At 63.6% G+C, this 25515-nt stretch carries 24 protein-coding genes and 1 tRNA gene; 20 read left to right on the top strand and 5 right to left on the bottom strand.

The annotated features are described in order from the left end of the window. Positions 1–19: 19 nt before the first annotated feature. The 5 genes from FAZ79_RS00595 to FAZ79_RS00575 form a co-directional block, all read right to left on the bottom strand. Entirely contained in the window at positions 20–3175 is a 3156-nt protein-coding gene (locus tag FAZ79_RS00595; protein ID WP_136865981.1) for a type I restriction endonuclease subunit R, read from the bottom strand. A 159-nt stretch (positions 3176–3334) separates the two neighbouring features. Beyond that, on the bottom strand, positions 3335–4471 hold the full coding sequence (locus FAZ79_RS00590; protein WP_136865980.1) for a Fic family protein: 1137 nt from the start codon (positions 4469–4471) through the stop codon (positions 3335–3337). Between the two features lie 70 nt (positions 4472–4541). Continuing rightward, the gene (locus FAZ79_RS00585) at positions 4542–5723 is read right to left on the bottom strand and encodes a DUF4268 domain-containing protein (protein WP_136865979.1); all 1182 of its coding nucleotides are present in this window, start codon (positions 5721–5723) and stop codon (positions 4542–4544) included. After that, positions 5716–7218, bottom strand: coding sequence for a restriction endonuclease subunit S (locus FAZ79_RS00580; protein ID WP_136865978.1), 1503 nt, complete (start codon positions 7216–7218; stop codon positions 5716–5718). The genes FAZ79_RS00585 and FAZ79_RS00580 overlap by 8 nt, the downstream gene beginning before the upstream one ends. Next, on the bottom strand, positions 7208–8926 hold the full coding sequence (locus tag FAZ79_RS00575) for a class I SAM-dependent DNA methyltransferase (protein ID WP_136865977.1): 1719 nt from the start codon (positions 8924–8926) through the stop codon (positions 7208–7210). Before FAZ79_RS00575 ends, FAZ79_RS00580 begins: the two co-directional genes overlap by 11 nt. A gap of 322 nt (positions 8927–9248) precedes the next feature. Here FAZ79_RS00575 and FAZ79_RS00570 point away from each other — a divergent pair, with 322 nt between their 5' ends. The 20 genes from FAZ79_RS00570 (at position 9249) to FAZ79_RS00485 (ending at position 25513) form a co-directional block, all read left to right on the top strand. Continuing rightward, on the top strand, positions 9249–10727 hold the full coding sequence (locus FAZ79_RS00570; RefSeq protein WP_136865976.1) for a hypothetical protein: 1479 nt from the start codon (positions 9249–9251) through the stop codon (positions 10725–10727). A gap of 214 nt (positions 10728–10941) precedes the next feature. Continuing rightward, positions 10942–11018: transfer RNA gene (locus FAZ79_RS00565), tRNA-Val, on the top strand. Between the two features lie 632 nt (positions 11019–11650). Further along, positions 11651–12652: a tyrosine-type recombinase/integrase gene (locus tag FAZ79_RS00560; protein WP_136865975.1), complete on the top strand. Its 1002-nt coding sequence runs from the start codon at positions 11651–11653 to the stop codon at positions 12650–12652. Positions 12653–13176: 524 nt separating this feature from the next. Further along, positions 13177–14109 carry a hypothetical protein gene (locus FAZ79_RS00555; protein ID WP_136865974.1) on the top strand — a complete coding sequence of 311 codons (933 nt, stop codon included), beginning with the start codon at positions 13177–13179 and terminating at the stop codon, positions 14107–14109. Beyond that, the gene (locus tag FAZ79_RS00550) at positions 14102–15778 is read left to right on the top strand and encodes a hypothetical protein (protein ID WP_136865973.1); all 1677 of its coding nucleotides are present in this window, start codon (positions 14102–14104) and stop codon (positions 15776–15778) included. The genes FAZ79_RS00555 and FAZ79_RS00550 overlap by 8 nt, the downstream gene beginning before the upstream one ends. A gap of 80 nt (positions 15779–15858) precedes the next feature. Next, positions 15859–17130 (top strand): hypothetical protein, encoded by a 1272-nt coding sequence (locus tag FAZ79_RS00545; protein WP_136865972.1) that lies wholly within the window; start codon positions 15859–15861, stop codon positions 17128–17130. An 8-nt stretch (positions 17131–17138) separates the two neighbouring features. Continuing rightward, the gene (locus FAZ79_RS00540; RefSeq protein ID WP_136865971.1) at positions 17139–17450 is read left to right on the top strand and encodes a hypothetical protein; all 312 of its coding nucleotides are present in this window, start codon (positions 17139–17141) and stop codon (positions 17448–17450) included. A 20-nt stretch (positions 17451–17470) separates the two neighbouring features. Then, entirely contained in the window at positions 17471–17635 is a 165-nt protein-coding gene (locus FAZ79_RS11410) for a hypothetical protein (protein ID WP_169303499.1), read from the top strand. Continuing rightward, positions 17632–18708, top strand: a complete 1077-nt coding sequence (locus tag FAZ79_RS00535; protein WP_136865970.1) for a hypothetical protein — start codon at positions 17632–17634, stop codon at positions 18706–18708. Before FAZ79_RS11410 ends, FAZ79_RS00535 begins: the two co-directional genes overlap by 4 nt. Next, positions 18692–18889 carry a hypothetical protein gene (locus FAZ79_RS00530; RefSeq protein ID WP_136865969.1) on the top strand — a complete coding sequence of 66 codons (198 nt, stop codon included), beginning with the start codon at positions 18692–18694 and terminating at the stop codon, positions 18887–18889. Before FAZ79_RS00535 ends, FAZ79_RS00530 begins: the two co-directional genes overlap by 17 nt. A 129-nt stretch (positions 18890–19018) precedes the next feature. Beyond that, complete coding sequence (locus tag FAZ79_RS00525) at positions 19019–21601, top strand: hypothetical protein (RefSeq protein WP_136865968.1); 2583 nt, start codon at positions 19019–19021, stop codon at positions 21599–21601. Between the two features lie 54 nt (positions 21602–21655). Continuing rightward, on the top strand, positions 21656–22099 hold the full coding sequence (locus FAZ79_RS00520) for a hypothetical protein (protein WP_136865967.1): 444 nt from the start codon (positions 21656–21658) through the stop codon (positions 22097–22099). After that, positions 22092–22310 (top strand): hypothetical protein, encoded by a 219-nt coding sequence (locus FAZ79_RS00515; protein ID WP_136865966.1) that lies wholly within the window; start codon positions 22092–22094, stop codon positions 22308–22310. The genes FAZ79_RS00520 and FAZ79_RS00515 overlap by 8 nt, the downstream gene beginning before the upstream one ends. After that, entirely contained in the window at positions 22231–22797 is a 567-nt protein-coding gene (locus tag FAZ79_RS00510) for a transglycosylase SLT domain-containing protein (protein WP_136865965.1), read from the top strand. Before FAZ79_RS00515 ends, FAZ79_RS00510 begins: the two co-directional genes overlap by 80 nt. Continuing rightward, positions 22794–23330, top strand: coding sequence for a hypothetical protein (locus tag FAZ79_RS00505; RefSeq protein WP_136865964.1), 537 nt, complete (start codon positions 22794–22796; stop codon positions 23328–23330). The genes FAZ79_RS00510 and FAZ79_RS00505 overlap by 4 nt, the downstream gene beginning before the upstream one ends. Continuing rightward, the gene (locus FAZ79_RS00500; protein WP_136865963.1) at positions 23317–23673 is read left to right on the top strand and encodes a hypothetical protein; all 357 of its coding nucleotides are present in this window, start codon (positions 23317–23319) and stop codon (positions 23671–23673) included. The genes FAZ79_RS00505 and FAZ79_RS00500 overlap by 14 nt, the downstream gene beginning before the upstream one ends. Then, positions 23670–24275 (top strand): hypothetical protein, encoded by a 606-nt coding sequence (locus FAZ79_RS11405; RefSeq protein WP_169303498.1) that lies wholly within the window; start codon positions 23670–23672, stop codon positions 24273–24275. The genes FAZ79_RS00500 and FAZ79_RS11405 overlap by 4 nt, the downstream gene beginning before the upstream one ends. Continuing rightward, complete coding sequence (locus FAZ79_RS11400; protein WP_169303497.1) at positions 24272–24790, top strand: HK97 gp10 family phage protein; 519 nt, start codon at positions 24272–24274, stop codon at positions 24788–24790. The genes FAZ79_RS11405 and FAZ79_RS11400 overlap by 4 nt, the downstream gene beginning before the upstream one ends. Then, entirely contained in the window at positions 24787–25332 is a 546-nt protein-coding gene (locus FAZ79_RS00490; protein WP_136865961.1) for a hypothetical protein, read from the top strand. The genes FAZ79_RS11400 and FAZ79_RS00490 overlap by 4 nt, the downstream gene beginning before the upstream one ends. A gap of 10 nt (positions 25333–25342) precedes the next feature. Next, positions 25343–25513 (top strand): DUF2635 domain-containing protein, encoded by a 171-nt coding sequence (locus tag FAZ79_RS00485; protein ID WP_136865960.1) that lies wholly within the window; start codon positions 25343–25345, stop codon positions 25511–25513. Positions 25514–25515: the final 2 nt, after the last annotated feature.

Below are 25515 nucleotides of genomic sequence, written 5' to 3'. Positions count from 1 at the left end.
CAGGGGCAATTCACACCGATCAGTGACTCCAGCTACTCGACAGGACCTCTGCCTGCTTCAGAACCAGATCAACGGCCTCTGACGCCTTGTCTGGTGGGTACTTGTAGCGCTGAAGGGTACGACGCACCAGAATCCGCAACTTGGCGCGCACGCTCTCGCGCACCTGCCAGTCAACGGTCGTCGATCGGCGCAACTTTTCCGTGATCTCGACGGCGATCTTCTTCAGAATCTCGTCGCCCAGCTCACGTACCGCGCTCTCGTTGTTGGCCAGCGCATCGTAGAAGGCCACTTCATCGGGATTCAGGCCCAACGCCTCGTCGCGTTCCAGTTCCTCCTGGAACTGCTTGGCCATGGCGATTAGCTCCTCGATCACCTGCGCCGTCTCGATGCCACGGTTGTTGTACTTGCGCAGCGTCTCCTGCAGACGGTCGCCGTATTTCTTTTCCTGGACCACGTTGTTGCGCGTGCGCGCCTTGATGTCGTCTTTAAGCAGCTTCTCCAGCAGCTCGACGGCCAGGTTCTTGTACGGCATCTGCCGCACGTCCTCGAGAAACTCGTTGGAGAGCAGCCCGATATTGGGCTTGTCCAACCCGCACAGGGCAAACACGTCGGTCACGCCTTGGGCGACCAGCGCGTTGTCGAGGATCTGCTTTAAGGCCGAGTTCTTCTCGTCCTGCGTCAGCTTGCGGTCCACGCTGGTGAACTTGGTGATCGCGGTCTTGACCTGTGAGAGGAACGCCACCTCTTTCTGCAACCCGCGCGCCTCGTCCAGCGTGCTGCACAGGGAGAACGCCTTGTTCATCGCCAGCACGGTATCGAGAAACCGTTTCTTGCCGTCTTCCAGACTCAAGATGTAGTTGGCCGTCGGCGGGATCAGCTCGTTGGGCCGGGTCTCGAAACCGCTATAATCGAAGCCCTCGCCGTGCGGTCCGGGCGCGAACATACCGCGAATGATGTCCAGCTTCTCCAGCAGGATGGCGAAGGCCTCCTCCGCACTATGCGTCGGTTCGCCCTTGCCCTTGGCGTCGGTGTAGGTCTTGAGCGCCTGCTTGAGCTCGTTCGCAATGCCGATGTAGTCCACCACCAGCCCACCGGGCTTGTCCTTGAACACGCGGTTCACCCGGGCGATCGCCTGCATGAGATTGTGCCCCTTCATGGGCTTGTCCACGTACATGGTGTGGCAGACGGGCGCATCGAATCCGGTCAGCCACATGTCGCGCACAATCACCAGCTTGAGCGGGTCATTCTCGTCCTTGAAGCGCTTTTCCAAGCGCTTCTTCACCTTCTTGTTATAGATGTGCGGTTGCAGCAGCGGCTTGTCGGCAGCCGACCCGGTCATCACCACCTTGATCGCGCCCTTTTCCGGGTCCGGGTCGTGCCACTCCGGGCGCAGCGCGACGATCGCATCGTAAAGACGCACGCAGACCTCGCGACTCATCGCCACGATCATCGCCTTGCCCTCGATGGTGCGGTTGCGCTCCTCGAAGTGCGCCACCAGATCGGCGGCCACCTCCTCGATGCGCGGCCCGGCGCCCACCAGCTTTTCCAGCCGGCTCCATTCGCCCTTGGTCTTCTCCCTGCTTCCGACGTCTTCCTCGTCCTCGACTACCTCGTCGACCTGCTCGGACAAGGCCTCGATCTCGTCGCGGTTGATGTCCAGCTTCGCCAGGCGTGACTCGTAATAGATCGGCACGGTGGCGCCATCGTCGACCGCGTCCTGGATGTCGTAGATGGAGACGTAGTCACCGAACACCGCGCGGGTGTCCTTGTCCTCGCTCGCCACCGGCGTGCCGGTAAAGCCGATGAACGAGGCATTGGGCAGCGCATCGCGCATGTGGCGCGCATAGCCGTACTTGTATTGCCCGTCCTGTTTCAGCGTCGCCTTCAGTCCGTACTGGCTGCGGTGTGCCTCGTCCGAGATCACCACGATGTTGTGCCGGTCGTTGAGGATCGGATGGCCGCGCTCGTCCTCCAGCAGCGCGAACTTCTGCACCGTGGTGAAGATGATCCCGCCGGATTCGCGCTCGGCCAGCAGTCGGCGCAGCGTCTCGCGATCGTCCGCCTGCACCGGCTCCTGCTTCAGGAGCTCCTGTGCCGCGTTGAACGTCGCGAACAGTTGGCCGTCGAGGTCGTTGCGGTCGGTCACCACCACCAGCGTCGGGTTGTTCATCTCCGGCTGCTGCAACAGCTTGCCCGCATAGCAGCACATCGAGATGCTCTTGCCGGACCCCTGCGTGTGCCAGACCACCCCGGCCTTCTTGCTGCCGGCCTCCACCTCGTCGCCATAGGTCGCCCGCTTTTCGCGCACCCCAGGTTCATCCACCGCCTGCGCGGCGATCACCGTGGCGCGCACCGCATCGCGTACCGCGTGGAACTGGTGATAGCCGGCGATCTTCTTCACCAGCCGGTCGGAATCCGACTCGAACAGCACGAAATGGCGGACGTAATCGAGAAACAGCTCGCGATCGAAAAAACCGCGCACCATGGTCTCGAGTTGCCAGTGAAGCAGCGGCTTGTCGTCCTCGTGGCGCAGCGTGCGCCAAGGCATGAACCGTTCCGGGTTGGCGGTCAGCGACCCCACCCGGGCGGTATACCCGTCGCTGATGACGGAGGCCTCGTTGGTGACGAACAGATCCGGTACCTCGTCCTTGTACGTCTGGATCTGGTTGAAGGCATCCCAGACCGTCGCGTTCTCGGCGTTGGGGCTTTTCAGCTCCAGCATCGCCAGCGGCAGACCGTTGATAAAGCAGACCACGTCGGGGCGGCGCAACTGCTTGCTGCCATCGATGGTGAACTGGTTGATCACCCGGAAGCGGTTGGCCGCCAACTCGCCAAAGTCGACCAGGAAGGCGTGATCGTGCACCCGCTCGTCGCCGCGCTTGTAGATCACCGGCACCCCGTCGAGCAGCAGACGGTGAAAAGCCCGGTTGGCGAACACCACATCCGGGCTCTCCGGCGTGCGCACCGCGGCTACCGCCTGCTCGACCGCCGACTCGGGCAAATGCGGATTGATCCGCCGCACCGCCGCTTCCAGGTCCGCCAGCAAGAACACCTGGCGATAATCCGCCCGCTCCGGTGACAGGCCATCCGGAGCCAGATCCGGGCCATGAGCGGTCTCCCAACCGCCCTCAGCAAACCAGTGCAGGCATTGTCGTTCGAGTTCGTCTTCCGTCATCTATCCGTCCTTCGACGTGTCCCTATCTCGCATTCCCACGGTGGCGCAGCGGTGGCCGAGCCTGTTGGCCGAGCACACCAAACAATACCTGCCCCGCCATCTGAGCCGAATACAATCCCTATTCGGCTCAGTGCTCCTGTCGGCTTGCCAGGAGCCGACTCACTGGTGCCATGTGTCGTCCCCGCCCTGCCCGCCCAGGGCATAGCGGGTGCTTCGACCACCACCGGGCAACTTCCGCAGACAGCCTTTTTCCACCAGATCGGCGAGATCTCGCGTGGCGGTGGCCTTGCTCACTTTCGCCAGCGACTGGTACTTGCGGGCGTTGATGCCGTGCTCGAACTCCTCGCCCGCCGTATCCAGCAGCCGGTTGAGCACCTTGATCTGCCGCTCGCTGAGCACGGTGGTGGCATGCTGTTGCCAGAAGCGGGCCTTGGCCAGCACCCGATCCAGCCGCTCCAGCGCCTGGCGCAACGCCGCTTCCAGGGTATCGAGAAACCACGCCAGCCAGGGCGTGATGTCCAAATCGCCGCGCTGGGCCCGTTCCAACTGGTCGTAGTAGGCATTCCGCCGGGCCATGATCGCGGCACTCAGCGAATAGAACCGCGCCGATTGGCGCTCCGCTTGTGCCAGCGCCCGATCCGTCACGGCCCGGGTGACCCGCCCGTTTCCGTCGTCAAACGGGTGCAGGGTAATCAGCCACAAGTGCGCGATGCCCGCCCGCAACAGACCGTCCAGCCCGCCCGGCGGACGATTGAACCAGTCCACAAACGCGTCCAGTTCCGCCTCCAGCCGATCCCGAGGCGGGGCCTCGAAGTGCACCGTGGGGCGATCCAGCCGGCCCGAAACCACCTGCATCGGCTGCTCGCCGCGCAGCTCGCCGACGTGCACCTTCTCAAGCCATCCCGGCCCCTCGGGAAACAGCAACGACTGCCAATGACACAACCCGTCGCGAGAGAGCGGCTCGTCCGGCTCACGCGTGGCGTGCAGCAGCAACGCCACCAGCGATTCGGATTCCGGCGTGGTCCTGGCCGGTACGCCGGCCTGTTCCACCCCCAATTGGCGGGCAACGGAAGAACGCACCGAGCCCACATCCAGGTGCTCACCCTCGATTTCCGAGGTGCGGATCGCGTTCTGGATCAACGCGTCCATTTCGAATGCCAGGTCGTCCTGCTCGGGCGCGGCATCGGCACGGCCCAGCAATCGCCCTTGCAGCAAGCGCACCGCATCCAGCCGCGGACGCAGTGCCGCGTCGTCCCAGCGAAATCGCGGCCAGTCAGCCTGTTCCCAGATATACATGAGCCGAATCACCCACCCAATCGAATCAGATAGTGAGCCGATTGTGGCCTATATTCGGCTCAAAGGCCAACTACGCCCCAGCGACCTCCTCGCTACCGAACGACACCTGCTTAAGTTGCTGGTTGACCTGCTTGAGCGGGTCGTGAAGGGCCGTCTCCAGCCGGGTCATGTGCTCGACCAGCCACTCGATCATCGCCGGCCAGTTCGCCTTGTCGTAACCGTCTACGGCCTTGGCATACTGAATCCGGCAGGCCTTCTTGTTCGGCAGGGGTAACCAAGTCAGCTCGGCACCGAAGGCATCCTCGATCTCGGTCTTGCGCTCTTCCAGTCGCTCGAAGACAAACCGGTTCGCGGCCGCCTCACTGTTCTGCATGCTCAGCCCCACCCGGATCTCGTTCTTGCCGAAGATCAGCTGGTACGGCATGCCGGTCACCCCGGAGCCCGCACTCAGCCAGTGGTCCTTTGCCGGGCTGATGTTGTTGTACAGGGAGCAGCTGCTCTTGCCGAAGGCGTCCAGCGCCTGCTCCCAGAACGCCAGCCGCAGCGTGTGCCGGTGCTTCTGCTCGCTGTCGGCGCTTTTCTCCTCGGCTTCCTTCGCCACCATGCCGATCATGAATTCGCTGGACTCCGGCGTGGGGATGATCTGCTCGACATTCAGGAACAGCTCCTCGCCGGCCTGGTACGGCGTGACTTTGAAGCACTGGCAGGCAATGCCGAACTGGCTAAGCCAGAGCACGGTGTTGGTCACTTCCTTGCGGTAGTGCGCGGCAACCAGAATCAGGCGCTGCGTCTTGATGCGGTTGATCTGCGCCGCCTCCAGGCCATCCACCTCCAGGAACTCGACCAGGTTCTCCTCGGCACTGCCCGGCTCCGTGCCGTCTTCCTGGGCCTTCTGGTTGAGGTAGCGCTGGTAGATGTCCACCACCTGCGACTTGCTCAGGTTGGCGCAGTAGCCCGCGTACTTGAGCGCCTGCCAGACCACATCCCGTCCGGTGTCATCGAGCTTGTTCTCGATAATGACCAGGTTGCCGTCCTTGTCGATGGCCAGCAGGTCCAGCCGCTCTCGGGTGTCGTCGAAGCCGTCGAACTCCTTCTGGATAATCAGCAGCTCCTCGCCTTCCCCCTGTGCCAGCGCCTGCGGGGTGTTCTCCAGCCACTCCTGCAGGTGCTTGCGCTCGGTAAACCCGAGTTCGGCAAAGCGTTTCACTTCCAGCGGACTGATGCGATTGGCGGTCGGGTCGATCTTAAACATGCGCCGTCTCCGTGGCTTCGTCTAGCTGGCTATCGACTTCCGGCACGGTGATCTCGCCGGAGAGAAGTTTGGGTAAGAGTGTGTCTCGCAACTTCGCTAACGTTTGCGACTGGGAAATATTCCTCGCGGTGCTAGCCATCAGGGGATCAGCCAACTTTGAGTAAGCTGCGATCAACGCGGTCGGGGGCGTCACCACATCCATGACCGCCACTTGTTTGGGCTGCGCCCGTTGCCGACTGCCGGTAGAACCGGTCACACGCATCATTATCCCGCTTTGAAACGGCGCGGAAGTGACCATCCCGGCCACGAAGGGCCTATGGGATTCTTCCAATGGTACGAACGGCATAAACTCAGTTGAACAAATCGCCGCCGTTTCGTCCTCCACAAGGGGAATCCACGTTCTCGGGAAGTGCGGGTTCAGCTTGGAAGCCAGTACGGCGGATCGATGGACCTTGTACTTGTTGCTCTTGATATCGGCTCCGAACTCATGCGCTGGCGTTTGACCATCATCAAACGCCGGGATGCTGTAATGCTCCCATTCTTTTTCAGGCTGCTGAGCCGGTTTAACAGACGTCGTATCCAATCGAGCAAGGTCGGAAAAAGGAGCGACCCTCCAGCCTTCCGGGATTTCCCCCAACTCACTCTCTTGCATGGCCGCGGGGAACAGGTCGGCGGTGGCGCGGAGTTCGGCGTAGTGCTCCGGGTGTTCGGTCTGTAAGCGGGCCAGCTGCGCTTCTGTCTTGCCGGAAATGGCCTGCATGGCAGCGAGCGCCATGCGGGTCTCGAGTTCTGGATCTACAGATTCCGGCTCCAGCTCCGCGGCGTAGCAGACCGGCGATGCCGGTTGTTGGGCCGATTGGTGGGCTTGCCAACGCTCGCGGGCAGCAATCTTGGCCTTGACCGGCTCGAAATCGACAAACCAGCTCTTGAAGATGGCCTGGGCCATCTGTTCGAGGGTTTGGTTTATTTGTTGATTTAAGAGAACTTTGTGATCGATACCACCAAGAATATCTGCGATTTTTTTCTGTTCTCTAATTGGCGGCAGGAATACTTCGAATTTGGTGATATCAGCACATTTCAGGCTGTCAAAAACAGCGCCAACATTCAGATATTTCCCAACTTGAGACCACCAATGCGGGCCTTGAGTTACCCACCTCAAGAATGGGGGATATACCCACACCCCGTCAGATCGCAACAAAACCAAATTCTGTCCTAAAGCGATCTCCAGTCCGCTGGGGACGTAGGCGGACTCACCGGGGTTGCAACGACGCGAAAGAATCACGTCGTCATCAATGGGCTTAGCTTTGCGGCGCCACTGATTGAAATCTTCTTCCGAGATCAGACGTGCGCCATCGAGAACAATCCGGCCATCTTTTAGCTGAGGTATTCCAACGTAGGGATATCCCTCTTCCCGAGCCTTCGGCGTCTTGTGATCACAGTCAATAAGGCGCACGCCCGCCTCTTCCAACGTTAGCAAGGGCCATTCAGAGCTCATACCCCAGCCCCCTAAGATTCCGCTTGATCTCCGCCTCCAGCCGGTCGCTCTCGGCAAACTGCTCCCGCAGCTTTCCGGTCAGGCGCGCCATCTTCTCGGCAAAGGGCTCGCCGTCGTCTTCCTGTTCCGGCACGCCCACGTAACGGCCTGGGGTGAGCACGAAGTCGTGCCTCTCGATCTCATCGAGACTCGCGGCCGCCTTGCAGAAGCCGGGCACGTCCTCGTAGCCCTCGCCGCGCTGCCAGGCGTGAAAGGTGTCGGCGATTCGGGAGATGTCTTCGTTGCTGAAGTCACGGAGAACGCGGTCCTTCATGTGGCCACAGTTCCGCGCATCGATGAACAGCAGCTCACCACGGCGGTCGCGCTTTTTCTCATCAAAGACGACGCCGTTGGCCTTGTCCTTGGTCAGGAACCAGATGCAGGCGGGGATCTGGGTGTTGGTGAACAACTGGCCCGGCAGGGCGACCATGCATTCGACCAAGTCTTCCTCCACCAGCCGGCGGCGGATGTCGCCTTCCCCGCTGGTGTTGGAGCTCATCGAACCGTTGGCCAGCAGCAGGGCCATGCTGCCCGTGGGCGCCAGATGGTGGAGCATGTGCTGCAGCCAGGCGAAATTGGCGTTGCCCTTCGGCGGGGTGCCGTATTGCCAGCGGGCATCGTCGGCGAGTGATTCGCTCCACCAGTCCTTCATGTTGAACGGCGGGTTGGCCATGACAAAGTCGGCGCGCAGGTCGGGGTGCTGGTCGTCGAGAAAGCTGTCGGCGTTCTTCTTGCCGAAGTTGAAGTCGATGCCGCGGATGGCCATGTTCATGGCGGCCAGCCGCCAGGTGGTGGGGTTGGATTCCTGGCCGTAGACGGAGATGTGCTTGCGCTGCTCGGCGGGGTCGTAGTGCTGCTCCTTGGCATGCTCCTCGATGAAACGATCCGAGGAGACGAAGAATCCGCCGGAGCCCATGGCCGGGTCAAACACGCGGCCCGAGTAGGGTTCGAGCATTTCGGTGATCAGGGTGACGATGCTCTTGGGGGTGTAGTACTGCCCGCCCTGCTTGCCTTCGGCCAGGGCGAACTGGCCGAGGAAGTACTCGTAGACGTGACCGAGGATGTCCTTGCTGTGCAGGTTCAGTTCCTCGCCGTCCTGGACCGGGCGGGTGAAGGAGGTATCCGAGAAGGTGTTGATCAGGCCGAGCAGCTTGTCGTTTTCCAGCTGGTACTGGCTGATGCGGTTGAGGATACCCTTGAGCTTGGCGTTGCTCTTCTCGATCTCTTCCAGCGCGTTGTCGATCAGCCAGGAGACCGAGCGCAGCTTGACGTCGTTGCCCTGCTCGTCCTGCCATAGCACGCTGCCGACCGGCAGCACGGCCTTTTCTTTCAAGGTGCGCCAGCGGGCAGCTTTGGGCACCCAGAAGACGTTGGCCTCGCGGTAGTAGTCCAGCACCTCCAGTTCCTCTTCCAGCGCCTCCTGGTAGTCGGCGTCGGAATCGAAGTCATCGCGCGGGAGGTAGTAGATGTTGTCCTCGCGGTCGAACTGGAACAGGGCGCGCAATTGACGCTGGCGCTCCTCGAAGGCATCGGAGACGTACTTGAGGAAGATCAGCCCCAGCACGACGTGCTTGTAGTTGGCCGCATCCAGGTTGGCGCGCAGTTTGTCGGCGGCCGACCAGAGCTTGTCGTCCAGCTCCTTCAGAAATTTCTGTTCGGCTTTATTCATTCTCTTGTGCACCGTTCCTTTGCCTTGTCATCGCCTAGAAGGCGATGAGGTTACAGGATTGAAGGCACCTCGTCAGACCGGGTCTGGCGGGCTTTCCCGGCCATGGAACCATTGTCGGGGTGCGAGCGATTGACAAGCACGCTCATCCTGAACCGGTAGTCACCGGCCAGAGGACCCATCCGGTCATTTCGACGTCGAGCTCATATGGTGTGGCCGATGTTGATAAGCTTTGTTGCCGCCGAGCCAAGGATGCCGGCAACCGCGCCTTATCGGCTCGATGATTTCGATTTCATCCACTGGTAGATCAAGGAGGATTAGCCTGATGCTTGCTATTTCCCGCCGAACCCCTTGCACTCAAGTTGCTTATCACTACTCACGCCGCGCCGGTCTCGCCTTGATGGCGACAGCTACGTTGGTAGGGCTGGTCGGCTGCACCAATGACGAAGAACTGGCCACAACGGCCATCGCTGAATGGGTGGAAACCAACCCGCAGGTGGTTAACGGGTCAGTACCCATGGAAGCCCCGCCATTCACCCGGCTACGCGCACCGGATCTCGGGCCGGTGCTCGGTTTCCACCTCGAGGGGCAAGATGAAAACGAACGGCTCGAGACCATGCGAACGCTGGTCGGTGATGCGCTCGCCGAACGAACCGTGGACGTCTACCCCGTGGAGAAAAACTCGTTCCTGTCTACCGGAGAGATGCTCTATCTGCCAGCGATCGACCCGGCACGACTCCAGGATGCTGATGCCCGCGAACTGCTCGAAACACTGAATGCAGACCACCCAGGCAACATCTACCTGCCCTTCACGACGAGCCGTGGCATCGCGTATTTGCCGTCGCACGACTCCTTCCGGGAGCTCGATGGGGTCGAGCCGGACCCAACCTTTGTGGCCTTCGCAAATCTTCAGGACCATCGAGACGATGATCGAGAAGCGTTTCTTGACGCACTCGTCGATGAGGGGCTTCTTCGCAGCGAGGACCGACGTGTTCTGACAAGCAACAACGACGTCATCCTCGGTGAGTGGACCGGAAGCCGCGGGTTTTCGGGATATCCCAAGGTGGCACGGCTCTACTTCGCGACCGAAAAGTCCCGGGGACGGATCGAGTTCACCGAAGGTAAGTTCCCCAAGCGGGTCTATCCACGTCTCAAGCTCGCGAGCGCCACAAGCGAGGAACTGCTGGATATTCAGCCCGCTCGGGCAACGCGCCACGAGGGCGTTCAGGTGACTTTCACTCAAAGGAAGATCAAATCACAGCTCCGGGAGATCCCGGCCGTGCGCGAGTATCTCGATGGAATTTCCCCATACAACCGGATGTACCAGGACGCCAAAACGGTACTCGCCGGCGACACGAAAACCACGGGCGTATACCAAGTGAATATCACCGCTCACGGTGTCGGGGGATACAAACCATCACCGATGGCCGATATCTTGCTGGAGGGCCCGACGACGCTTCATGTCTTCGAAGTCGTCAATCCGGATGCTCCGCTGGGAGAGGCAACGACGCTCTCGACCGGACTGGGCGGGTCGAGTGTTCGCACAAGAATTGGCCAGTGGAAATTCGATCGGATGGAGAGGATCTTCGAGCGAGAGACCGAACTTGGCGTGCAACGAATCGGTGAGGCAACGCTACGGTTCGATTATGCACCCTCCACTTCCGCGCAAATGGATAGCCTCACCAAATTAGGGCTTGCTAGCGAGGGCTTGCCCGCGGATGGCGCTACCAAGACCATCGAGTGCAAACTCTTCCGCGAGGGTGAGGTCTTCAGAGCCGAGCAGTGCCGAGAGATCAAGGCCTAAACGCTGCCGCTCTGTCATCGAATGCAGGACATCAGGGCCAACAAGTCTTGGTCAGAGAAATATGTCCTGCACGGCCTCGGCGCATCTGGATTATTCTCTCGAACAAGACAGAGAAGTGAGTCTGAGCGGCGTCTTCGCATCGTCGCTCGCGCTGATCAAAAATTGCAGTTGACACCCCACGACGACCCGGTAGAATGCGCATCCGTTCGACGACAGGCGCGTAGCTCAGTTGGTTAGAGCACCACCTTGACATGGTGGGGGTCGTTGGTTCGAATCCAATCGCGCCTACCAACACAAAAGCCCGGCAGACTGCGGTTTGCCGGGCTTTTTCGTGGGCGGTCGAGAAGGCCGGTTCCAAAAAAGTTCCAAAATTCTTCCAAAATCCCGGCGCTCTACGGCGCCGATCCGGCCTCTCCAGTCCAGCCTGAGCGACCTGGTCGATCGAGCCCCACCTCCCCTATGCGCGCCCCTAATGACGCGTATCTGTGCGCGCACGGTCATTTCCCATAGAGGGGGAGAACTGAAAACCCGTGGTTTACGGCCCCTTTCTCGGTCAACCTGTTGTTTTCAGAGCAAACACGCGCCGCAGTGCCCCGTCGTTTTGCCACGGAATGCCTGCAATTTGCCACGGTTTGGGCCGTTTTTGCCACTTCGCGCTTTTCGTTCATCCCCCTATCTCTATCTCTCTATCTCTTTGAAAAAAAGGAAGGAAGGAAGGAATAGAGGCCCTGCCAGGCAGGAAGATCGGTGCCACGGATTCGCCACGGGCGTCTGGAGGGGTGCCACAGATTGGAGGCTGTGCCACGGGCTATTCTGTGGCACCGGAGGTGTGCGCAAATCGTTGTTTTTACGATGTTTTGCTATACTGAAAGGGCCGTGCCACGGTGCCACGGGTTTTTCTCCCCCTCCCCTCCGGGAATGCGATGACTGACGACGAACTGATCCAGGGCTGGCTGGACTGGCTCGAACACAACCAGGGCCGGTCGGTTCGCACGCTCGAAAAGTACCGCCTGACGCTGGTCCGGTTCGCTGGGTATCTGGCTGCCCGTGATTCGTCTCTCCCTGGTGCGTCCGATGTCAGTGTCGAGGAGTTCGCTGGGCTGGAGTCGCACCGAAACGGGATCAGCCCTCGAGCCCGTCGCCCGATCGTGGCGGCTCTCCGTGGTTTTTACCGATGGCTTCGGCGTAGCGGTGTCCGCCAGGACAACCCGGCGCGGGATCTCCCTTACCCCAAGTCCGGCTCTCCGCTACCGCGTGCCATGGAGCTCAAGCACGCCGAGTCCCTGATGATGGCGCCGGACCTCGACACGTTCCTGGGCGTGCGAGACGCGGCGATGATCTCGGTACTGGTTGGCTGTGGCGTTCGGGTGTCTGGCCTGGTCTCCATGAACGAGAGCGACCTGCAGTTCGTCCTGGACGACGATGGCCGAGAGTGGCTGGTGATCCGCGTTCGGGAGAAGGGCCGCAAGGAGCGTCTGATCCCGGCCCCTCACGAGACCAAGCTGATGATCCGCGCCTATCTCGGGCATCCGGACCTCGAGGCGATCGACCGAACGCTGCCGAATGGTGACCGGGTGCTGTTCGTTTCGACGGCCAACCGGATGGTGAAAGCCCACGAGTACCATGGCGAGGCCCGCCGCCTGCACCGTTCCGCCGTCAACGACATGCTGTGCCGGTATGGCGACGAAGCCGGCGTGCCTCGCGCCCAGCTCCACCCGCACGCCCTGCGCCACCTGTACGGCACGGAGCTGGCCGAGGGCGGCGAGGATCTGCGCAAGATCCAGACGCTGATGGGCCACGCCGACGTGCGCACCACCACGATCTACACCCAGCTGGCCATGCGCACCCTCTCCAAGTCGGTGGCCAAGTCCAGCCCGTTCTCCCGGATTCAGACCCCCGTCACCGATCTCGCCCGTCAGCTCTGACCTGCTCAATTCCCGCCCTATCTGAGCAGGTCCACCTGGTGGGGATCAGATCCCGGCCTTTCTGAGCACGACCCCGCCACGGTATCCACCATGACCCGAGGCACGCCTTCCCCTCTCTCTTAGGGGGACAGAACCCCTATAGGGGTGGGCGCTCTTATCCCCCAACCCCGCTCTACTCCGATGTCCGCGTATGGGTGTGGGTGCTCTGGAAACTGGCCTCTGAAACGGGGGTATCAAACTGCGCCTTTTGTCATTACCCGCAGTTCAGCCGGTGGGTGGTGGCTTGCTGGTGCGGTTGGTGTGGGTGCCTGATCTCACTTACCCGCAGTTCAATCTCTGGAATCCCGGGTGCCTGGGTATGGGTGGGGGGTCGGCATAGTGGCCCGCTACCCCCAGGTGGGGAGGTGGGTACCTGGCTATCTGCACGGGTTTGACGTTCGGCGCGCGGCGCGTGCGCGGTTTCGGGCATTGATGCCCGTTTTCGGTTACAATCGGCCGATATATCAACCGGTTGGATTCGCCACGTGTCTGACAATCCCGACCAGCTCGAACAGATCCGTTTCCGGTGCCGTAAGTGCGGTCATCAGTGGGAAGGCGCGCCAGCCCGGGTGGTCGAGCAGCCGGCCACGCCATGGCATCCGTGGGATTACTTTTCCCCCTGTCCTGAATGCGGCGAGGAAGCCGCCCAGGCGGCGTGGGAGCGCAATCTACTGAAGGCCCACGCCCACGCCACCGGCCCGAAGACCGACGACGGCCGCGCTCGCTCCCTGGAAAACCTCGAATCCGGCCGCCAGTCGCAGGTTTCCCGCTTCAACGCCATGAAGCACGGCCTTTTCGCCCGCACAGCCAGCTATTTCCCCGCCCGACCCGGCAAGTACCCGGCCTGCGACGGTTGCGAGTACCTCAACAACGGCTGTGGCACCGAATACAAGGCGTGCATGAAGCGCGCCGAGCTGGTGATGCAGCACCAGATTGCCGCAGACACCGGCGACGTCTCACTGCTCAAGCAGCTGCAGAGCGGCAACCAGGCAGCGCTGCAGGGGCTGATTAACGACATGGTGCTGTCGATCGCCCAGGACGGTGGCCCGCGCCAGATCACCCCGGTCTGGACCAAGGACAACGAAACTGGTCGCATCCAGCTGGTCGAGTTCGTCGACAGCACCACCGGCGAAGTCCGGCAGCTCAACGAGATCAAGGCCCACCCGCTCCTTCGGCCACTGATCGACTTCATCCAGAAGAACAACATGACGCTCGAGGACATGGGCATGACGGCCAAGCAGCAGGGCGAGGAAGCCACGCTGCGCGGTCACCTGGCAGACCAGCATGCCGCCCGGGACTCGGTCCTCGAGTACCAGGAACGCACCGCCAAGTCCGTGGAAGGCCTCAAGGATCTGATCGGCCGCAGCCACAAGAGCCACGAGCCGCGCGTGATCGAAGGGAACAACGACGATGGCTGAGCGCGTCTCTCATGGACAGCGCATCGAGCTGCAGAACGTCGCCGAGGCGGAGATCCAGCGTTACGCCGGCGACCACGCGACGTGGTTCAAGCACGTGGTGGACGTGGAGCTCGACCCGATCCAGATCCTCAAGTGCGAGGAAATGGACCAGCACTCCAACACCCTCGACTTTTCCTCGCGCCGAACCGGCAAGACGGCGATAAAAGAGCTCTACCAGCTAAAACAGAACGCCAGCCACGCCGACCAGGAACTCGGGATCGTCGCCCCGCGCGAGGCACAGAGCCAGGTGAACCTTTCCTATCACCTCGAGCTGATCCGCAACTCCGAGATCCTCTCGGCCTACGTGCGCACCAAGGGCGGCCGGCGGCAGATCGCCGACACCTACTACCAATTCGCAAACCGCTCGATGGCCCGCTGCTACGGGATCATGGCGCAGGTCGACGGCGGGGACCTCACCGCCGCCTCCCTCGAGGAGGTCGACGACATGCCCGCCGACCGGCTCCATTCCCGCTTCCTGCTGATGATGGGTTCCACCCGCCGCCTGGGCGCGGCCAAGGACTCATTGAATGAACCGCAGATCCGCATCACCGGCGTCTACAAAGGGGGCGACACCCTCACCGACCTGATCGACTCCGGTGCGTACCACGTGATCGGCGCATTCCACGGCCAGCGAGCCCGCGACGAGGTGGCGCACCTGATCGCCCGCGGTTACCTCGAGCCCAACCAGGTGGACGCCGAGGGCTACAGCTATCCGGTGCCGATCGGCAATGCGGTCAACGCCATGGAGCTAGGTCTGCTGAACAAGCAGTTCATCGAGGACATGCGCGGCCAACTCTCCCCGGACGAGTTCGCCCGGCAACTACTGTGCGTAAACACAGCATCCCGCAACCTCATCTGGGAAAAGTGGCTGCGCTGGGCCATCCAGCTGGGCGTGCGCGCCCGTCTCGAACCGCAACCGCCGGTCCCCGGCGAGACCTACCGCAAGCGCGGCCTGATCTCCTTCGGCTACGACGCATCCGGTCATGGCGAATCCGCGAACGCCTCCCGGCACGCCCTCGTCGTCGGCGAGGACATGGGCGGGTTCTTCGTGCCGATCTGGGCGCGCACCTGGCCGGCCGGTACCGACGACGGCGTGGTGAAGAACGACCTGAAGAGCTATTGGCGCTACTACCAGCCCGACCACGCCATCGGCGACGCCTACGCCGTGGGCATGCTCACCCAGCTCAACGACGAGCTGTTCACCGAAGGCCTGACCCAGACCGACCGGCGCACCATCGCCGACGGCGACTCCACCGCCTCGGCGTGGGGAGACTGGGCCTTCGCCCCCTTGCGCTTCGAGGGGATGGTCAAGCACAGCATGGCCACCGGCCTGCAGGCGGCGTTCTACAACCGGCGCTGCGCCCTGCCCTACGTCGACCACATCGATGACGACGATCCGGACGCCGCCGGCCTCAAGGATCTGCAGAAACAACTCATCAACATCCGCGCCGAAGAAACCGGCAAGAGCTACTCCAGCTACAAGATGGTCCGCAAGCAGGTCGGGGACGACCTGTTCGATGCCGCCATGGCCTCCTGCTGGGGCCTGCTCACGCGCGGCGCCGGCCAAGTCCCAACCGTCGTGCAGGTCCAGCGAAAGACCCGCGACCAACTCATCGGGAGCGAAGCATGAAACTCATCGGCCGAATCTTCGGGAACCGGAAGTCGCAGACACCGGCGGAAGAGCCAACCCCAAACACCAGCGAAGCCGGAGTGCGCACCACCGAGGAGCGCCGGCTCGAGGCGCTCTATCAGACCATGTACGCAGACCCCGAGCTGCGCATGGCCATCTACGACATCCGCCAGATGCACGCCCGTGACGGGCGGGTGAAGAAGATCCACGTTCGCACTGCCCGGGCGATGACCAAGGGCGGTCTGCGGCTCGAAGGGGCCTCCGGGAAAAAGCGCATCCACCGATTGTTCGCCGACTACGTCGAGCGCCTGGGCCTGAACAACCGCGCCAAGCTCGAGAGCGATGCCCGCGGCTGCATGATGGAAGGCAACCTGCCGATGCAGTGGGTGGTCGACCAGGCCGGCCGGGTGATCCGCGGCGTGCGCATGCCGACCGAGACCATCCGGCCGAACGTGGGCGAGAACGGCCAGTTCGCCGACCCGCGCGTCGCCTATGAGCAGTGGGACTACCTCAAGGGCAAGGCCATCGCCGGCTTTGCTCTCTGGCAGATGACGCTCGGCCGCCTCTCCCCGGGCAACATCGACGACATGGGCAGCATGGGCCGCCCCTACCTCGACGCCTCCCGCGAGGTATGGCGGCAGCTGCACATGACCGAGCAGGATCTCGTCATCCGCCGCCGCGAGCGTGCGCCCATGCGCACCGCCCACTTCCTCGAGGGCGCCACCCCTGACGAACTGGAGGAGTACCGGCAACAGATCGAGGCCGACCAGACCCAGATCACCACCAACTTCTACTCCAACCGCAAGGGCAGCGTTCAAGCCGTCCAGGGCGATGCCAACCTCGACCAGATCGCCGACGTGGCCCACCTGCTGGACACCTTCTTTTCCGGCGCCCCGGCACCGAAAGGGCTTTTCGGCTACGTCTCCGACCTGAACCGAGACATCCTCGACGACCTGAAACAGGACTTCTTCGACGAACTCGACGCCCTGCAGGACACCGTCGCCTGGGTGTACGAACAGGGGTTCCGCCTCGACCTGCTCCTGCGCGGCATCAACCCGGACTCCTACGACTTCCGCGTGATCTTCGCCGAGCGCCTGACCGAGACCCTCAACCAGCGCGCCGACCGCGGCCTCAAGCTCCAGGCGCTGGGCGCCTCCCGCCGCACCACCTGGGAGACCGCCGGCCTCAACCCCGAGGAAGAACTCGAGCGCCTCGAGGACGAGGCCAGCGCGGACTCGCCCTACCCGTCAGAGCACGAGATCGGCAGCGCCGGCGCACCGACCCAGCCGCGCGTCTCCATCACCCCCGGCAACCGCCGCAAGGGGGAATCCGGCACCAGCGTGAGCAACTGAGGTTTGAAATGATCGAGTGGGCAACCTTCACCGTCTCAATCCCTTACCCATCGGCCGATGTCGTCTGGCAGGTGTTCCTCTGGTGGTCGCTGGCCGCAGTCATCCAGCTCATCCACTTCCAGGCTTACCTGCTCCTGTGGCGTAAAGGTGGACCGGCGAAAGCGACGGCCCTGGGCGTGCTTGTTGTGGCAGCTCTTGCCCCTGTGCTGATGGTTTCTCAGTTCGTGCTGCCGTTTTTGATGCGTAGAGAGCGCCTACAGCGCGAGCGAGAAATGCAGCGTCTGGATAAGAAACTCGGCGGCAAGTGGGCGGATGCGTGACTGATGCGTGGTTCCAAGGCATGCCGAACGCGATCGACGCCCGCCGCCGACGTGATGCCGAGTGGATCGCGCGGCTGGACGACAGAGAGGAGCGCCGGGACCGGCTCAGGGACATCCCGCTGCACGACCGGCCGCACGTCAAGCAGATGGTGATCGAGATTTTCGAGGAGAGACGGACGCGATGAGCACGGTGAAGCTGGCCCAGAACGACCGCACCGCCACCAAAGCCGCGATCAAGCGCGCCACCAAACAGGCGCAGACGCGCATGCGCTCGATGGATGCCGAGGCGCTCGCCGCGCTCGAATCGACCTATCGGCGTGCCGCCGACCAGATCCGGGCGGACATCGATGCGGTGGCCGGCGGTGACACCGTGCGGCTTTCCTCGTTGCAGGCGTTGCTCCGGCAGGTGCGCGCCCGTCTCGGGGATCTCAAGGCCGGGCGTGACGAGCTGCTGACCAACTCGCTCGGCGAGGCGGCCAACGTCGGTGCCGGCGTCTGGGCGGCGGCCGGTGCAGCGATCGCCACCCCGCTTGGCCAGGTGGCCGGGGATGCGGTCAACTTCGTGCGCAACTTCGTCGCCGAGGACGGGCTGCAACTGTCCGACCGGATCTGGCGTCTGGACCGGCACGCCGACCGGGCAGTGACCGATGCGATCGAACAGGCCGTCATCCAGGGCGATTCGGCCAGCCGCGCCGCGCAGGACTTCCTCGGCCGTGGTCAGGCGGTACCGGCAGACATCGCCAGCAAGATGGACATGGCCCAGGGCAGCCGCGTGCAGAAGCGCGCCGGCGAGGCCCTGATGAAAGGGGACGGCAACCCCTACGACAACGCCCGCCGGCTGTTCCGCACCGAGATCAACCGCGCCCACGGGGAGGCCTACAAGGCCGCGGCCTTCGAGCACCCGGACGTGATCGGCACCCGATTCCTGCTCTCCCCGAACCACCCGAAACCCGACGTGTGCGACATGCATGCCAGCGTCGACCGCTACGGGCTGGGCCCGGGCGTCTACCCCAAGGGCAAAAGCCCGTGGCCGGCGCACCCCAACACGATGTCATTCGAGGAGGCGGTCTTTTCCGATGAAGTCGGAAATGCCGACGCCACCGACCGGATCGCCTGGCTGAAGGATCAGCCGTCCGACGTGCAGGAATCCGTGCTGGGCAAGGGAAAGGCGCAACTGCTGCGAGCTGGCACGCTCAACGAGAACGAAATCAACACACCCTGGAAGGTCCTGAAAAAGCGCTATGCAATCGACGACTGAACGCCAAGCCATCCCCTCCATCCGTCCGGAAGTCCGCTGCCCGCAGTGCAACCAGGTGCTGTTCGACGGGATCGTGGTCAAGAGCCGGGTGCTCCGCGTGTTGCCGCGCGGGGCCGAAGCGAAGTGCCGATGCAAGACGTGGGTGCGCGTGCCGCTCACCTACAGCGACAACGGGAGATAACCCGTTGACTCGCCAGCACAATGCACTAAACTGAGTACCGATAACCAAATTCAGGCATAACGCCACACGGCGAGAAGCCCGCCACCCCATACCGGGGTGCGCGGGCTTTTTGCGTTTCTGGAGACTGACATGCTCGGAAACCGCCGCATCCAGCTTTCCGCCCCCGGCCACCGTGGACGCGGTACCGGGTCGGACACTCCCCGCTTTATCTCGGACCGCGTGGACGCGCGGCAACTCGCCGAGGGCAAGCGGATCACCGCGACCATCATCCGCGCCGGAATTTTCACCGATCCCCGCTACGGCACCTTCGAGGTATCCCGCGAGCTGCTCGAGACGTTCATCAAGAACTTCGATGCCGGCACCTACGGGCAGGAGATCGCGCTGGACATCGCCCATGAGCCCAACGAAGGCGCCGCCGGCTACTTCCGCCGCCTGTTCCTGGACGGGAACAAGCTCAGAGGCGAGATCGAGCTGACCGACTACGGCATCGAGGCCATCAAGCGGCGCGGATTCCGGTACCTCTCCGCGGATTACGTGGAGAACTTCGTCGACAACGAGACCGGCGAAACCCACGGGCCGCTGCTGCGAGGCGCTGGCCTCGTGGTTCGCCCGGCCATCAAGCGGCTGGACCCGATCCAGCTGGCCGAAACCGACCCCGACACCCCGACCATCCTGTGCGGCCGAGCGGCCCGCATCCTGACTGAAGAGGCTGAGACAGTCATGAAAGAACATCTGAAGAAACTGCGCGCCAAGCTCGTGGCCAAGAAGCTCTCCGAGGGCGTGATCGAGCAGATCCTCGCGTCTGCCGAGGCGAACATGAAGCAGCTGGGCGAGGACGACAAGGCACTCGCCGATGCCGCCGCCCGGTTCGAGGATCTCGGCAAGCAGCTCGCCGAGGAGATCGGCGACAAGCCGGCCACCCTCAACATCCAGCTGGGCGAGTCCGGTGAAGGCGGCAAGCAGCTGACCGAGGACGACGTCGAGCGCATCCTCGCCGACCGTCAGGCGCAGGCGGAGAAGGAATCCAAGCAGCTGACCGAGACCAAGGCCGCCCGGGTCAAGACGTTCAACGAGGCGATCGACAACGCCGAGGGCATCGACGAGGACACCAAGAAGGTCCTGCGTGAGGCCGAGGACCTGATCACCCCGGAAATGTCCGAGGCGCAGGTCAAGAAGCTGGCCGACCGGCAGATCGCCCTGGGCAACCGCATGTCCACCTCCAGCCAGCTGGCCGGCATGGGTTACCACGTTGCCGGCAGCCCCTCGGTGAACACCGACGAGATCAACGGCGTCAAGCGCCTGCAGGAGTCGATCGACAACGGCCTGCGCGGTTCAGTTTCCGGAGCCAACGGCCGCCTGCGACTGCCGAATGAGGATTCCCCCTTCGTCCAGCGCCTGCTGGCCGAGTTCGACCGCATCAACCACCGCGCCCTGGTGCTGGAAGAGCGCACGCTGGCTGGCGGCGAGACCAATATCGGGGATACCAACTTCCCCGCATCGTTCACTCGAACCGTTATCCGCGAGGCGCTCTCGGATCTCAACATCCTGCAGCTGGTACAGACCCTGACCGACCCGAGTCAGCAGGCAACGACCCAGATCCCCTACGAGGAGCGGGACACGTCCTCCGTCAACAACGATGGCGTGGTTTTCGAGGGTCAAGGTATCGCCGCGGCTTCGATCGCGCAGAAGATGGACCTGGCCTACATCCTGCCGCGCAAGCTGGCGATGAAGATCTCCAACGAGGTGATGCACTTCGCCCGCGCCAGCCGCATCAACTGGGACGCCTACGGCCGCAACGTCGAGTCCAACGCCCGCGTGATGCGTGAGCTGGTCCACCGCGTGATCGCCAACGAGATGCAGCGCGCCTCGGATAGCTATCTGGCCCAGGACGTATCCAACGAGGACGTGAGTGCCCGCCTCGATGGCAGCAACAGCATCATCAAGACGGCCGAGTTCCCGATCGTCCGCCCGCATCAGCAGTACGACATGCAGGGCAACGCGGTCGGCAACGAGGAAAACCCGATCACGCTCTCCATCGACGGCTCCGGCGTCAGCCGTTACGACGGCACGGGCAACCAGTCGGCCGGCACCTACTACCGGGTGATCAATTACAACCTCGGCTATATCCAGCTGGTCGACGAGAGTGGTGCGCAGGTCACGCCGAGCGCAACGTCTGCGAGCCTTTCCTACAGCCGCGCAACCAACATCGCCAAGTTCGACCTGGACAACGGGACCACGGCTGTTGGCGTTCACCTGAACGGCCTGCTGCGCACCATCGGTGCCCGCAAGGCTGTCATGCGTGGCGAGGACCGCATGGTTACGCCGGACTTCCTCCTGATGAGCCCGGTCCTCAACGACACCGTAACCAACGCCGATCAGTTCGCCGCCGAGCGAAAGCGGGATGGCACGGACACGAACAACGACGGCGACCTGGAGATGGTCAAGTCCCTGCCGTCCTTCGGCACCAACGCCCCGGGCATCGATCTGGGCGACGAGCGGATCATCATGGGCGCGCGTGGCACCACCTCCTACTCCGTCGCCAAGCCGTTCACCACCGGCCAACCGTTCGAGGCGGTCAACGCCTCCGGGCAACCGACCGGCCAGAAAGTGGCCTACGGCGAGGAGTACAGCGCCATCCACACGCCGAAGCCGATTCGTAACCGGCTCACCTCGGTGATCGCGTACTCGGGAGACGCCCGAGCTAACGCCTGATCGATCGGGGCGGCCTGATGGCCGCCCTATCGCTTTACCTAGGAGGAATTATCCATGGCGCTTATCCCGTATCACAACGACGGCAAAAGCACGGTGCACGTCGGCACCAAGTCGATTCCACCCGGCGAGACCCGCGAGGTGGACGAGACCCTGCTCAACCGCCCGCGCAAGCCGGTGGACTTCAACGACCTCGACGCAGATCTGACGGAGGCCACCGGTCTCGGTGCACTGCTCGAGAAGTCGGTGAAGGACATCACCGCCGAGCTGGACAGCCTCAACGACGAGCAACTGGCCGAGCTGGAGCAACTCGAGAAGGACGGCAAGAAGCGCTCCAGCCTCGTCTCAGCGATTCAGCAGACGATGATGACCCGCGCGGCCAACCAGCTGAACGGCGAGGACGGCGACGAGTCGTCGGATGCCGACCAGCCGGCCGGCGACGACGAGGCCCAGACGGACGGCGAGAAGCCGGCCAACAAGGAGGCAGGCGGCGATGAGTGAAGTGCTCTTCACCTCGACCCTGTTCACGCTGGTGATGGCCCTCGCGGCCGTCATCGGCGCTGTTTTCACGCTCCGGTGGCTTGATCGCCGCGCGGGGCACTCTTTCCGCGAAGCGATTGAGGTGCTGCGCCATGACCCGCTGGGCCTTGCCCTTTATCACGGTCTGCGTTTTCTGGGCGTCTGCCTGCTGGTCGGACTCCTCTTTTCCTGACCGGTACGACCCGACGATCCAGCAGGCGGCCGAGCAGTACCTGCCCGGCTACGACTGGCGGCTGTGGAAAGCGCAGCTGTTCCAGGAAAGCCGGCTGGACCCGTCGGCCGTCTCCCCGGTCGGGGCGCAGGGCGTTGCCCAGTTCATGCCGGGCACCTGGCAGGACGTGGCGCGCGAGCTCGATCTGGGGCACGTCTCCCCGCTGATGGCCCGCCCGGCGATCCTCGCCGGCGCGTACTACCAGGGCAAGCAGATCGCCTTCTGGAGCGCACCCCGCCCGGCCGCCGACCGCTACAGCCTGGCGGCAGCCAGCTACAACGCCGGCGCTGGCAACATCCTGCAGGCCCAGCGCCGCTGTGACGGGGCCAACCGGTACCGGCTGGTCATCAAGTGCCTGCCGTCTGTCACCGGCCGCCACGCCAAGGAGACCACCACCTACGTGCGGCGGATCTGGGGCTACTGGACGCAGATGGTGGTGGGCCCGTGAAGCGCGCTCTGCTCGGCGTTGGCATCCTCGCGGCGATGGTCGTCCTGCTCTGGGCGGCCTACAGCCTCGGGCAGTCGGCCGGAGAGAACGCCACCCGCGCCGACTGGAGCGAGGAGCGGGCCCGGCTGGCCCAGCAGCACGTCGACGGGCTCAAGCGGGCACTCGACCAGCAGGCCGAGTGGCAGGCAGAGAACCAGGCCATTGCCATCGCCTGGGCGAAACAGCAGCAACAGATCGAGGACGACTATGGGGATCTCCAAGAACGTGCCGCCGCCGAGGCTCCGGATCGTGCTGAGTGCCGCCCTACTCGCGGTGCTGTCCGGCTGCTCAACGATGCCGCCCGAGCCGGCCCCGGTGGTGATGAACTGCCCCGAGCCCCCCGGCTCACTCCTGACGAGGCCCGAGCCCCTGCCGACCTTGCCGAACCGGCCGTCTGGGGGCACTGCATCGGCTGGGCCGCGCGATACGCCACCCTCGCCGCACGCTTCAACCGACTGATCGACTGGCACGAGGCAACCGATGAGCAGCAGTGAAGACGGCATTGTCCGCGCCCTCGAGGAGCGAGTGGAGAGCGTCCGCAACGAGGTCGCCGGCATTCGCGCAGACGTGAAGGACCTGGTTAGCGCTTTCCGCGACCTGGTGCGCGTGGACACCGACATGAAGGCGATCCGATCTGGCCAGGGCCGCATGGGCGAGGAGCTGGACGACCACGAGCGCCGCATCCGTTCCCTCGAGCAGTTCCACCAGAGCCATGCCGCCGCCGACGCCCTGCGCTGGGGCATCTCCCGCTGGGCCGTTGTCGCCGTGATCGGCGGGGTAATGAGCATCGCGAGCAGCACGCTCGTGGGCGTTTCCGTCTGGATGCTGACGACATGAGCGACATGACCCGCACCAGCCTGACCGCTGACCTGACCGCCTCCCTGCAGGACGCGGCCAACGTCTTCGACCCGGCCGACTTCGACCGCTTCGTCGACGTTGCCGCCGAGGCGCTCACGGCCGTGCGGCCCCGGCTGGCTCGCACCTCCCTGACCGTCGAGGCCGGCACGGACCGTTATGCCGCCCCGGCGGATCTCGTCCGCGTTCACTCGTCGAGCTGGGCCACCCCGGACACCAAGCCGTGGGACCCGGCCTATACCGGCCGCCGCCCGCGCCTGACCGCCGAGCACGACGGCAGCCAGCCGTGGGTGGTCTTCCGCCCGGCGCCGACCGTCGCCCAGGTCACCCGTTACGGGGGCGCCTGCCAGGTCACCTACGTGGCGCAGCACGTGATCGCCGCCACGGCGACGGACACCACCGTCCGCGCCGCCGACCGTGGCCTGCTGATGCTTCGCGCCCAGGCCGAGGCCATGAAGGAAATGAGCCTGCGCAACATCGGCAAGCCGGTGCAGATGCGCGACGGCGTCACCCAGGGGCCGAAGAACGGCACCCCGGCGGCGCTCTACCAGCAACTGATGGACGAGTTCGGGAGGCGCGCATGACGATGCGGCTCAACTTCGAGATCCGTGACCGGCAGGTTCGGCGTGCGCTGAAAAAGGCACCCAAGGTTGTGATGCGTCATGCCAGCAACGGGCTGCGTCGTGGGGCGCAGGACATCACGGACCAGGCACGGAAGACCGCGCCGGTAGCCAGCCATGATCTGCGGGATCGGACGTTGATGCGTTTCATCGACCCGTTGACCGTGGTCATCGGATCGAATGTTAACTACGCGCAGTTTGTCGAGCACGGGCGGCCGCCTGGAGGGCGCGCGCCGGACATTCGCCCGGAGAATGGATCGCCCTCGTCGCTTGTTCAGTGGATCAGGGACAAACGCATTTCCCCTTATGACCAATCCATGTCCGAGCGGCAACTTGCATTCGTGATCGCCCGGAGCATCCGGGAGAAAGGCATCGAGCCGCAGCCCTACCTTCGCCCAGCGCTGGACGACAACTTCGACAACCTGACCCGGCTGATCCGTGAAGGCATCGCCGCTGGCATCAAGGAGGTCGGCCTGTGAGCACCATCGGCGTCTTCCTGAAGATCCTCGCGGACACCATGGCCGCCCAGGTACCGGGCCGGGTAGTGACGCGCTCCTACCAGGAGTTCGCCCGGCGCAAGCATTCCGACCTAGAGGCCGGCGTCTGGACGCTGCTCTGCGAGGGGCAGGCCCAGATCGAGCGCTACGCGGAGCACTTCGGCGCCGTGCTCGTCGGGCAGATCCAGCTGGGCGAGAAGGCCACCGGCGAGGAGATCGAGGAGGCCGAGCTCGCGATGATCGACGAGATGCGCGACTTCTGCGAGCGGGTAAAGGGCGTGCAGGTTCGCCCCGTGCGCTGGAAGCAGAGCATGCAGATCGATCACCCGTATGGCTGGGTGGCCGTGGATCTCGATTTCGGCCCCGTCGAGCTCACGCCCGACAGCCTCAAGGTGCTGGCCGACCTCAACCTGGTGCACGTGGACATGGACATCCCGCCGTTCACGCCGGAGCACCACCAGACGTGGGCAGTCGACGAGGACTACACCAACCCGCCGGACGCCCAGGACGACATCCAGACATAGGAGACGCCGCATGCAGACCATCAAGCTCAAGCCCCGCAAGGGCATCCGGGTACTCGACCCGGCCACCCGCAAGCCACTGCCCGAGCGCGGCGAGAAAGTCACGCTCACCACCTACTGGCGGCGCCGCCTGCGCGACGGCGACGTCGAGCCGCCCCAGCCGCCCCGCAAGCAGGAGAAATAAGC

Source organism: Guyparkeria sp. SB14A, assembly GCF_005096345.1.
Classification (GTDB): Bacteria; Pseudomonadota; Gammaproteobacteria; order Halothiobacillales; family Halothiobacillaceae; genus Guyparkeria; species Guyparkeria hydrothermalis.
This window is presented reverse-complemented; position numbering and strand designations above follow the sequence as displayed.

Coding starts and splice junctions, on each gene's coding strand:
- FAZ79_RS00590 (WP_136865980.1), bottom strand. CDS start 4,471: ATGTATATCTGGGAACAGGCTGACTGGCCGCGATTTCGCTGGGACGAC.
- FAZ79_RS00575 (WP_136865977.1), bottom strand. CDS start 8,926: ATGAATAAAGCCGAACAGAAATTTCTGAAGGAGCTGGACGACAAGCTC.
- FAZ79_RS00525 (WP_136865968.1), top strand. CDS start 19,019: ATGCTCGGAAACCGCCGCATCCAGCTTTCCGCCCCCGGCCACCGTGGA.
- FAZ79_RS00485 (WP_136865960.1), top strand. CDS start 25,343: ATGCAGACCATCAAGCTCAAGCCCCGCAAGGGCATCCGGGTACTCGAC.
- FAZ79_RS00570 (WP_136865976.1), top strand. CDS start 9,249: ATGCTTGCTATTTCCCGCCGAACCCCTTGCACTCAAGTTGCTTATCAC.
- FAZ79_RS00550 (WP_136865973.1), top strand. CDS start 14,102: ATGGCTGAGCGCGTCTCTCATGGACAGCGCATCGAGCTGCAGAACGTC.
- FAZ79_RS00560 (WP_136865975.1), top strand. CDS start 11,651: ATGACTGACGACGAACTGATCCAGGGCTGGCTGGACTGGCTCGAACAC.
- FAZ79_RS00510 (WP_136865965.1), top strand. CDS start 22,231: ATGACCCGCTGGGCCTTGCCCTTTATCACGGTCTGCGTTTTCTGGGCG.
- FAZ79_RS00500 (WP_136865963.1), top strand. CDS start 23,317: ATGAGCAGCAGTGAAGACGGCATTGTCCGCGCCCTCGAGGAGCGAGTG.
- FAZ79_RS11410 (WP_169303499.1), top strand. CDS start 17,471: ATGCCGAACGCGATCGACGCCCGCCGCCGACGTGATGCCGAGTGGATC.
- FAZ79_RS00530 (WP_136865969.1), top strand. CDS start 18,692: ATGCAATCGACGACTGAACGCCAAGCCATCCCCTCCATCCGTCCGGAA.
- FAZ79_RS00540 (WP_136865971.1), top strand. CDS start 17,139: ATGATCGAGTGGGCAACCTTCACCGTCTCAATCCCTTACCCATCGGCC.
- FAZ79_RS11405 (WP_169303498.1), top strand. CDS start 23,670: ATGAGCGACATGACCCGCACCAGCCTGACCGCTGACCTGACCGCCTCC.
- FAZ79_RS00515 (WP_136865966.1), top strand. CDS start 22,092: ATGAGTGAAGTGCTCTTCACCTCGACCCTGTTCACGCTGGTGATGGCC.
- FAZ79_RS00595 (WP_136865981.1), bottom strand. CDS start 3,175: ATGACGGAAGACGAACTCGAACGACAATGCCTGCACTGGTTTGCTGAG.
- FAZ79_RS00520 (WP_136865967.1), top strand. CDS start 21,656: ATGGCGCTTATCCCGTATCACAACGACGGCAAAAGCACGGTGCACGTC.
- FAZ79_RS00585 (WP_136865979.1), bottom strand. CDS start 5,723: ATGTTTAAGATCGACCCGACCGCCAATCGCATCAGTCCGCTGGAAGTG.
- FAZ79_RS00535 (WP_136865970.1), top strand. CDS start 17,632: ATGAGCACGGTGAAGCTGGCCCAGAACGACCGCACCGCCACCAAAGCC.
- FAZ79_RS11400 (WP_169303497.1), top strand. CDS start 24,272: ATGACGATGCGGCTCAACTTCGAGATCCGTGACCGGCAGGTTCGGCGT.
- FAZ79_RS00580 (WP_136865978.1), bottom strand. CDS start 7,218: ATGAGCTCTGAATGGCCCTTGCTAACGTTGGAAGAGGCGGGCGTGCGC.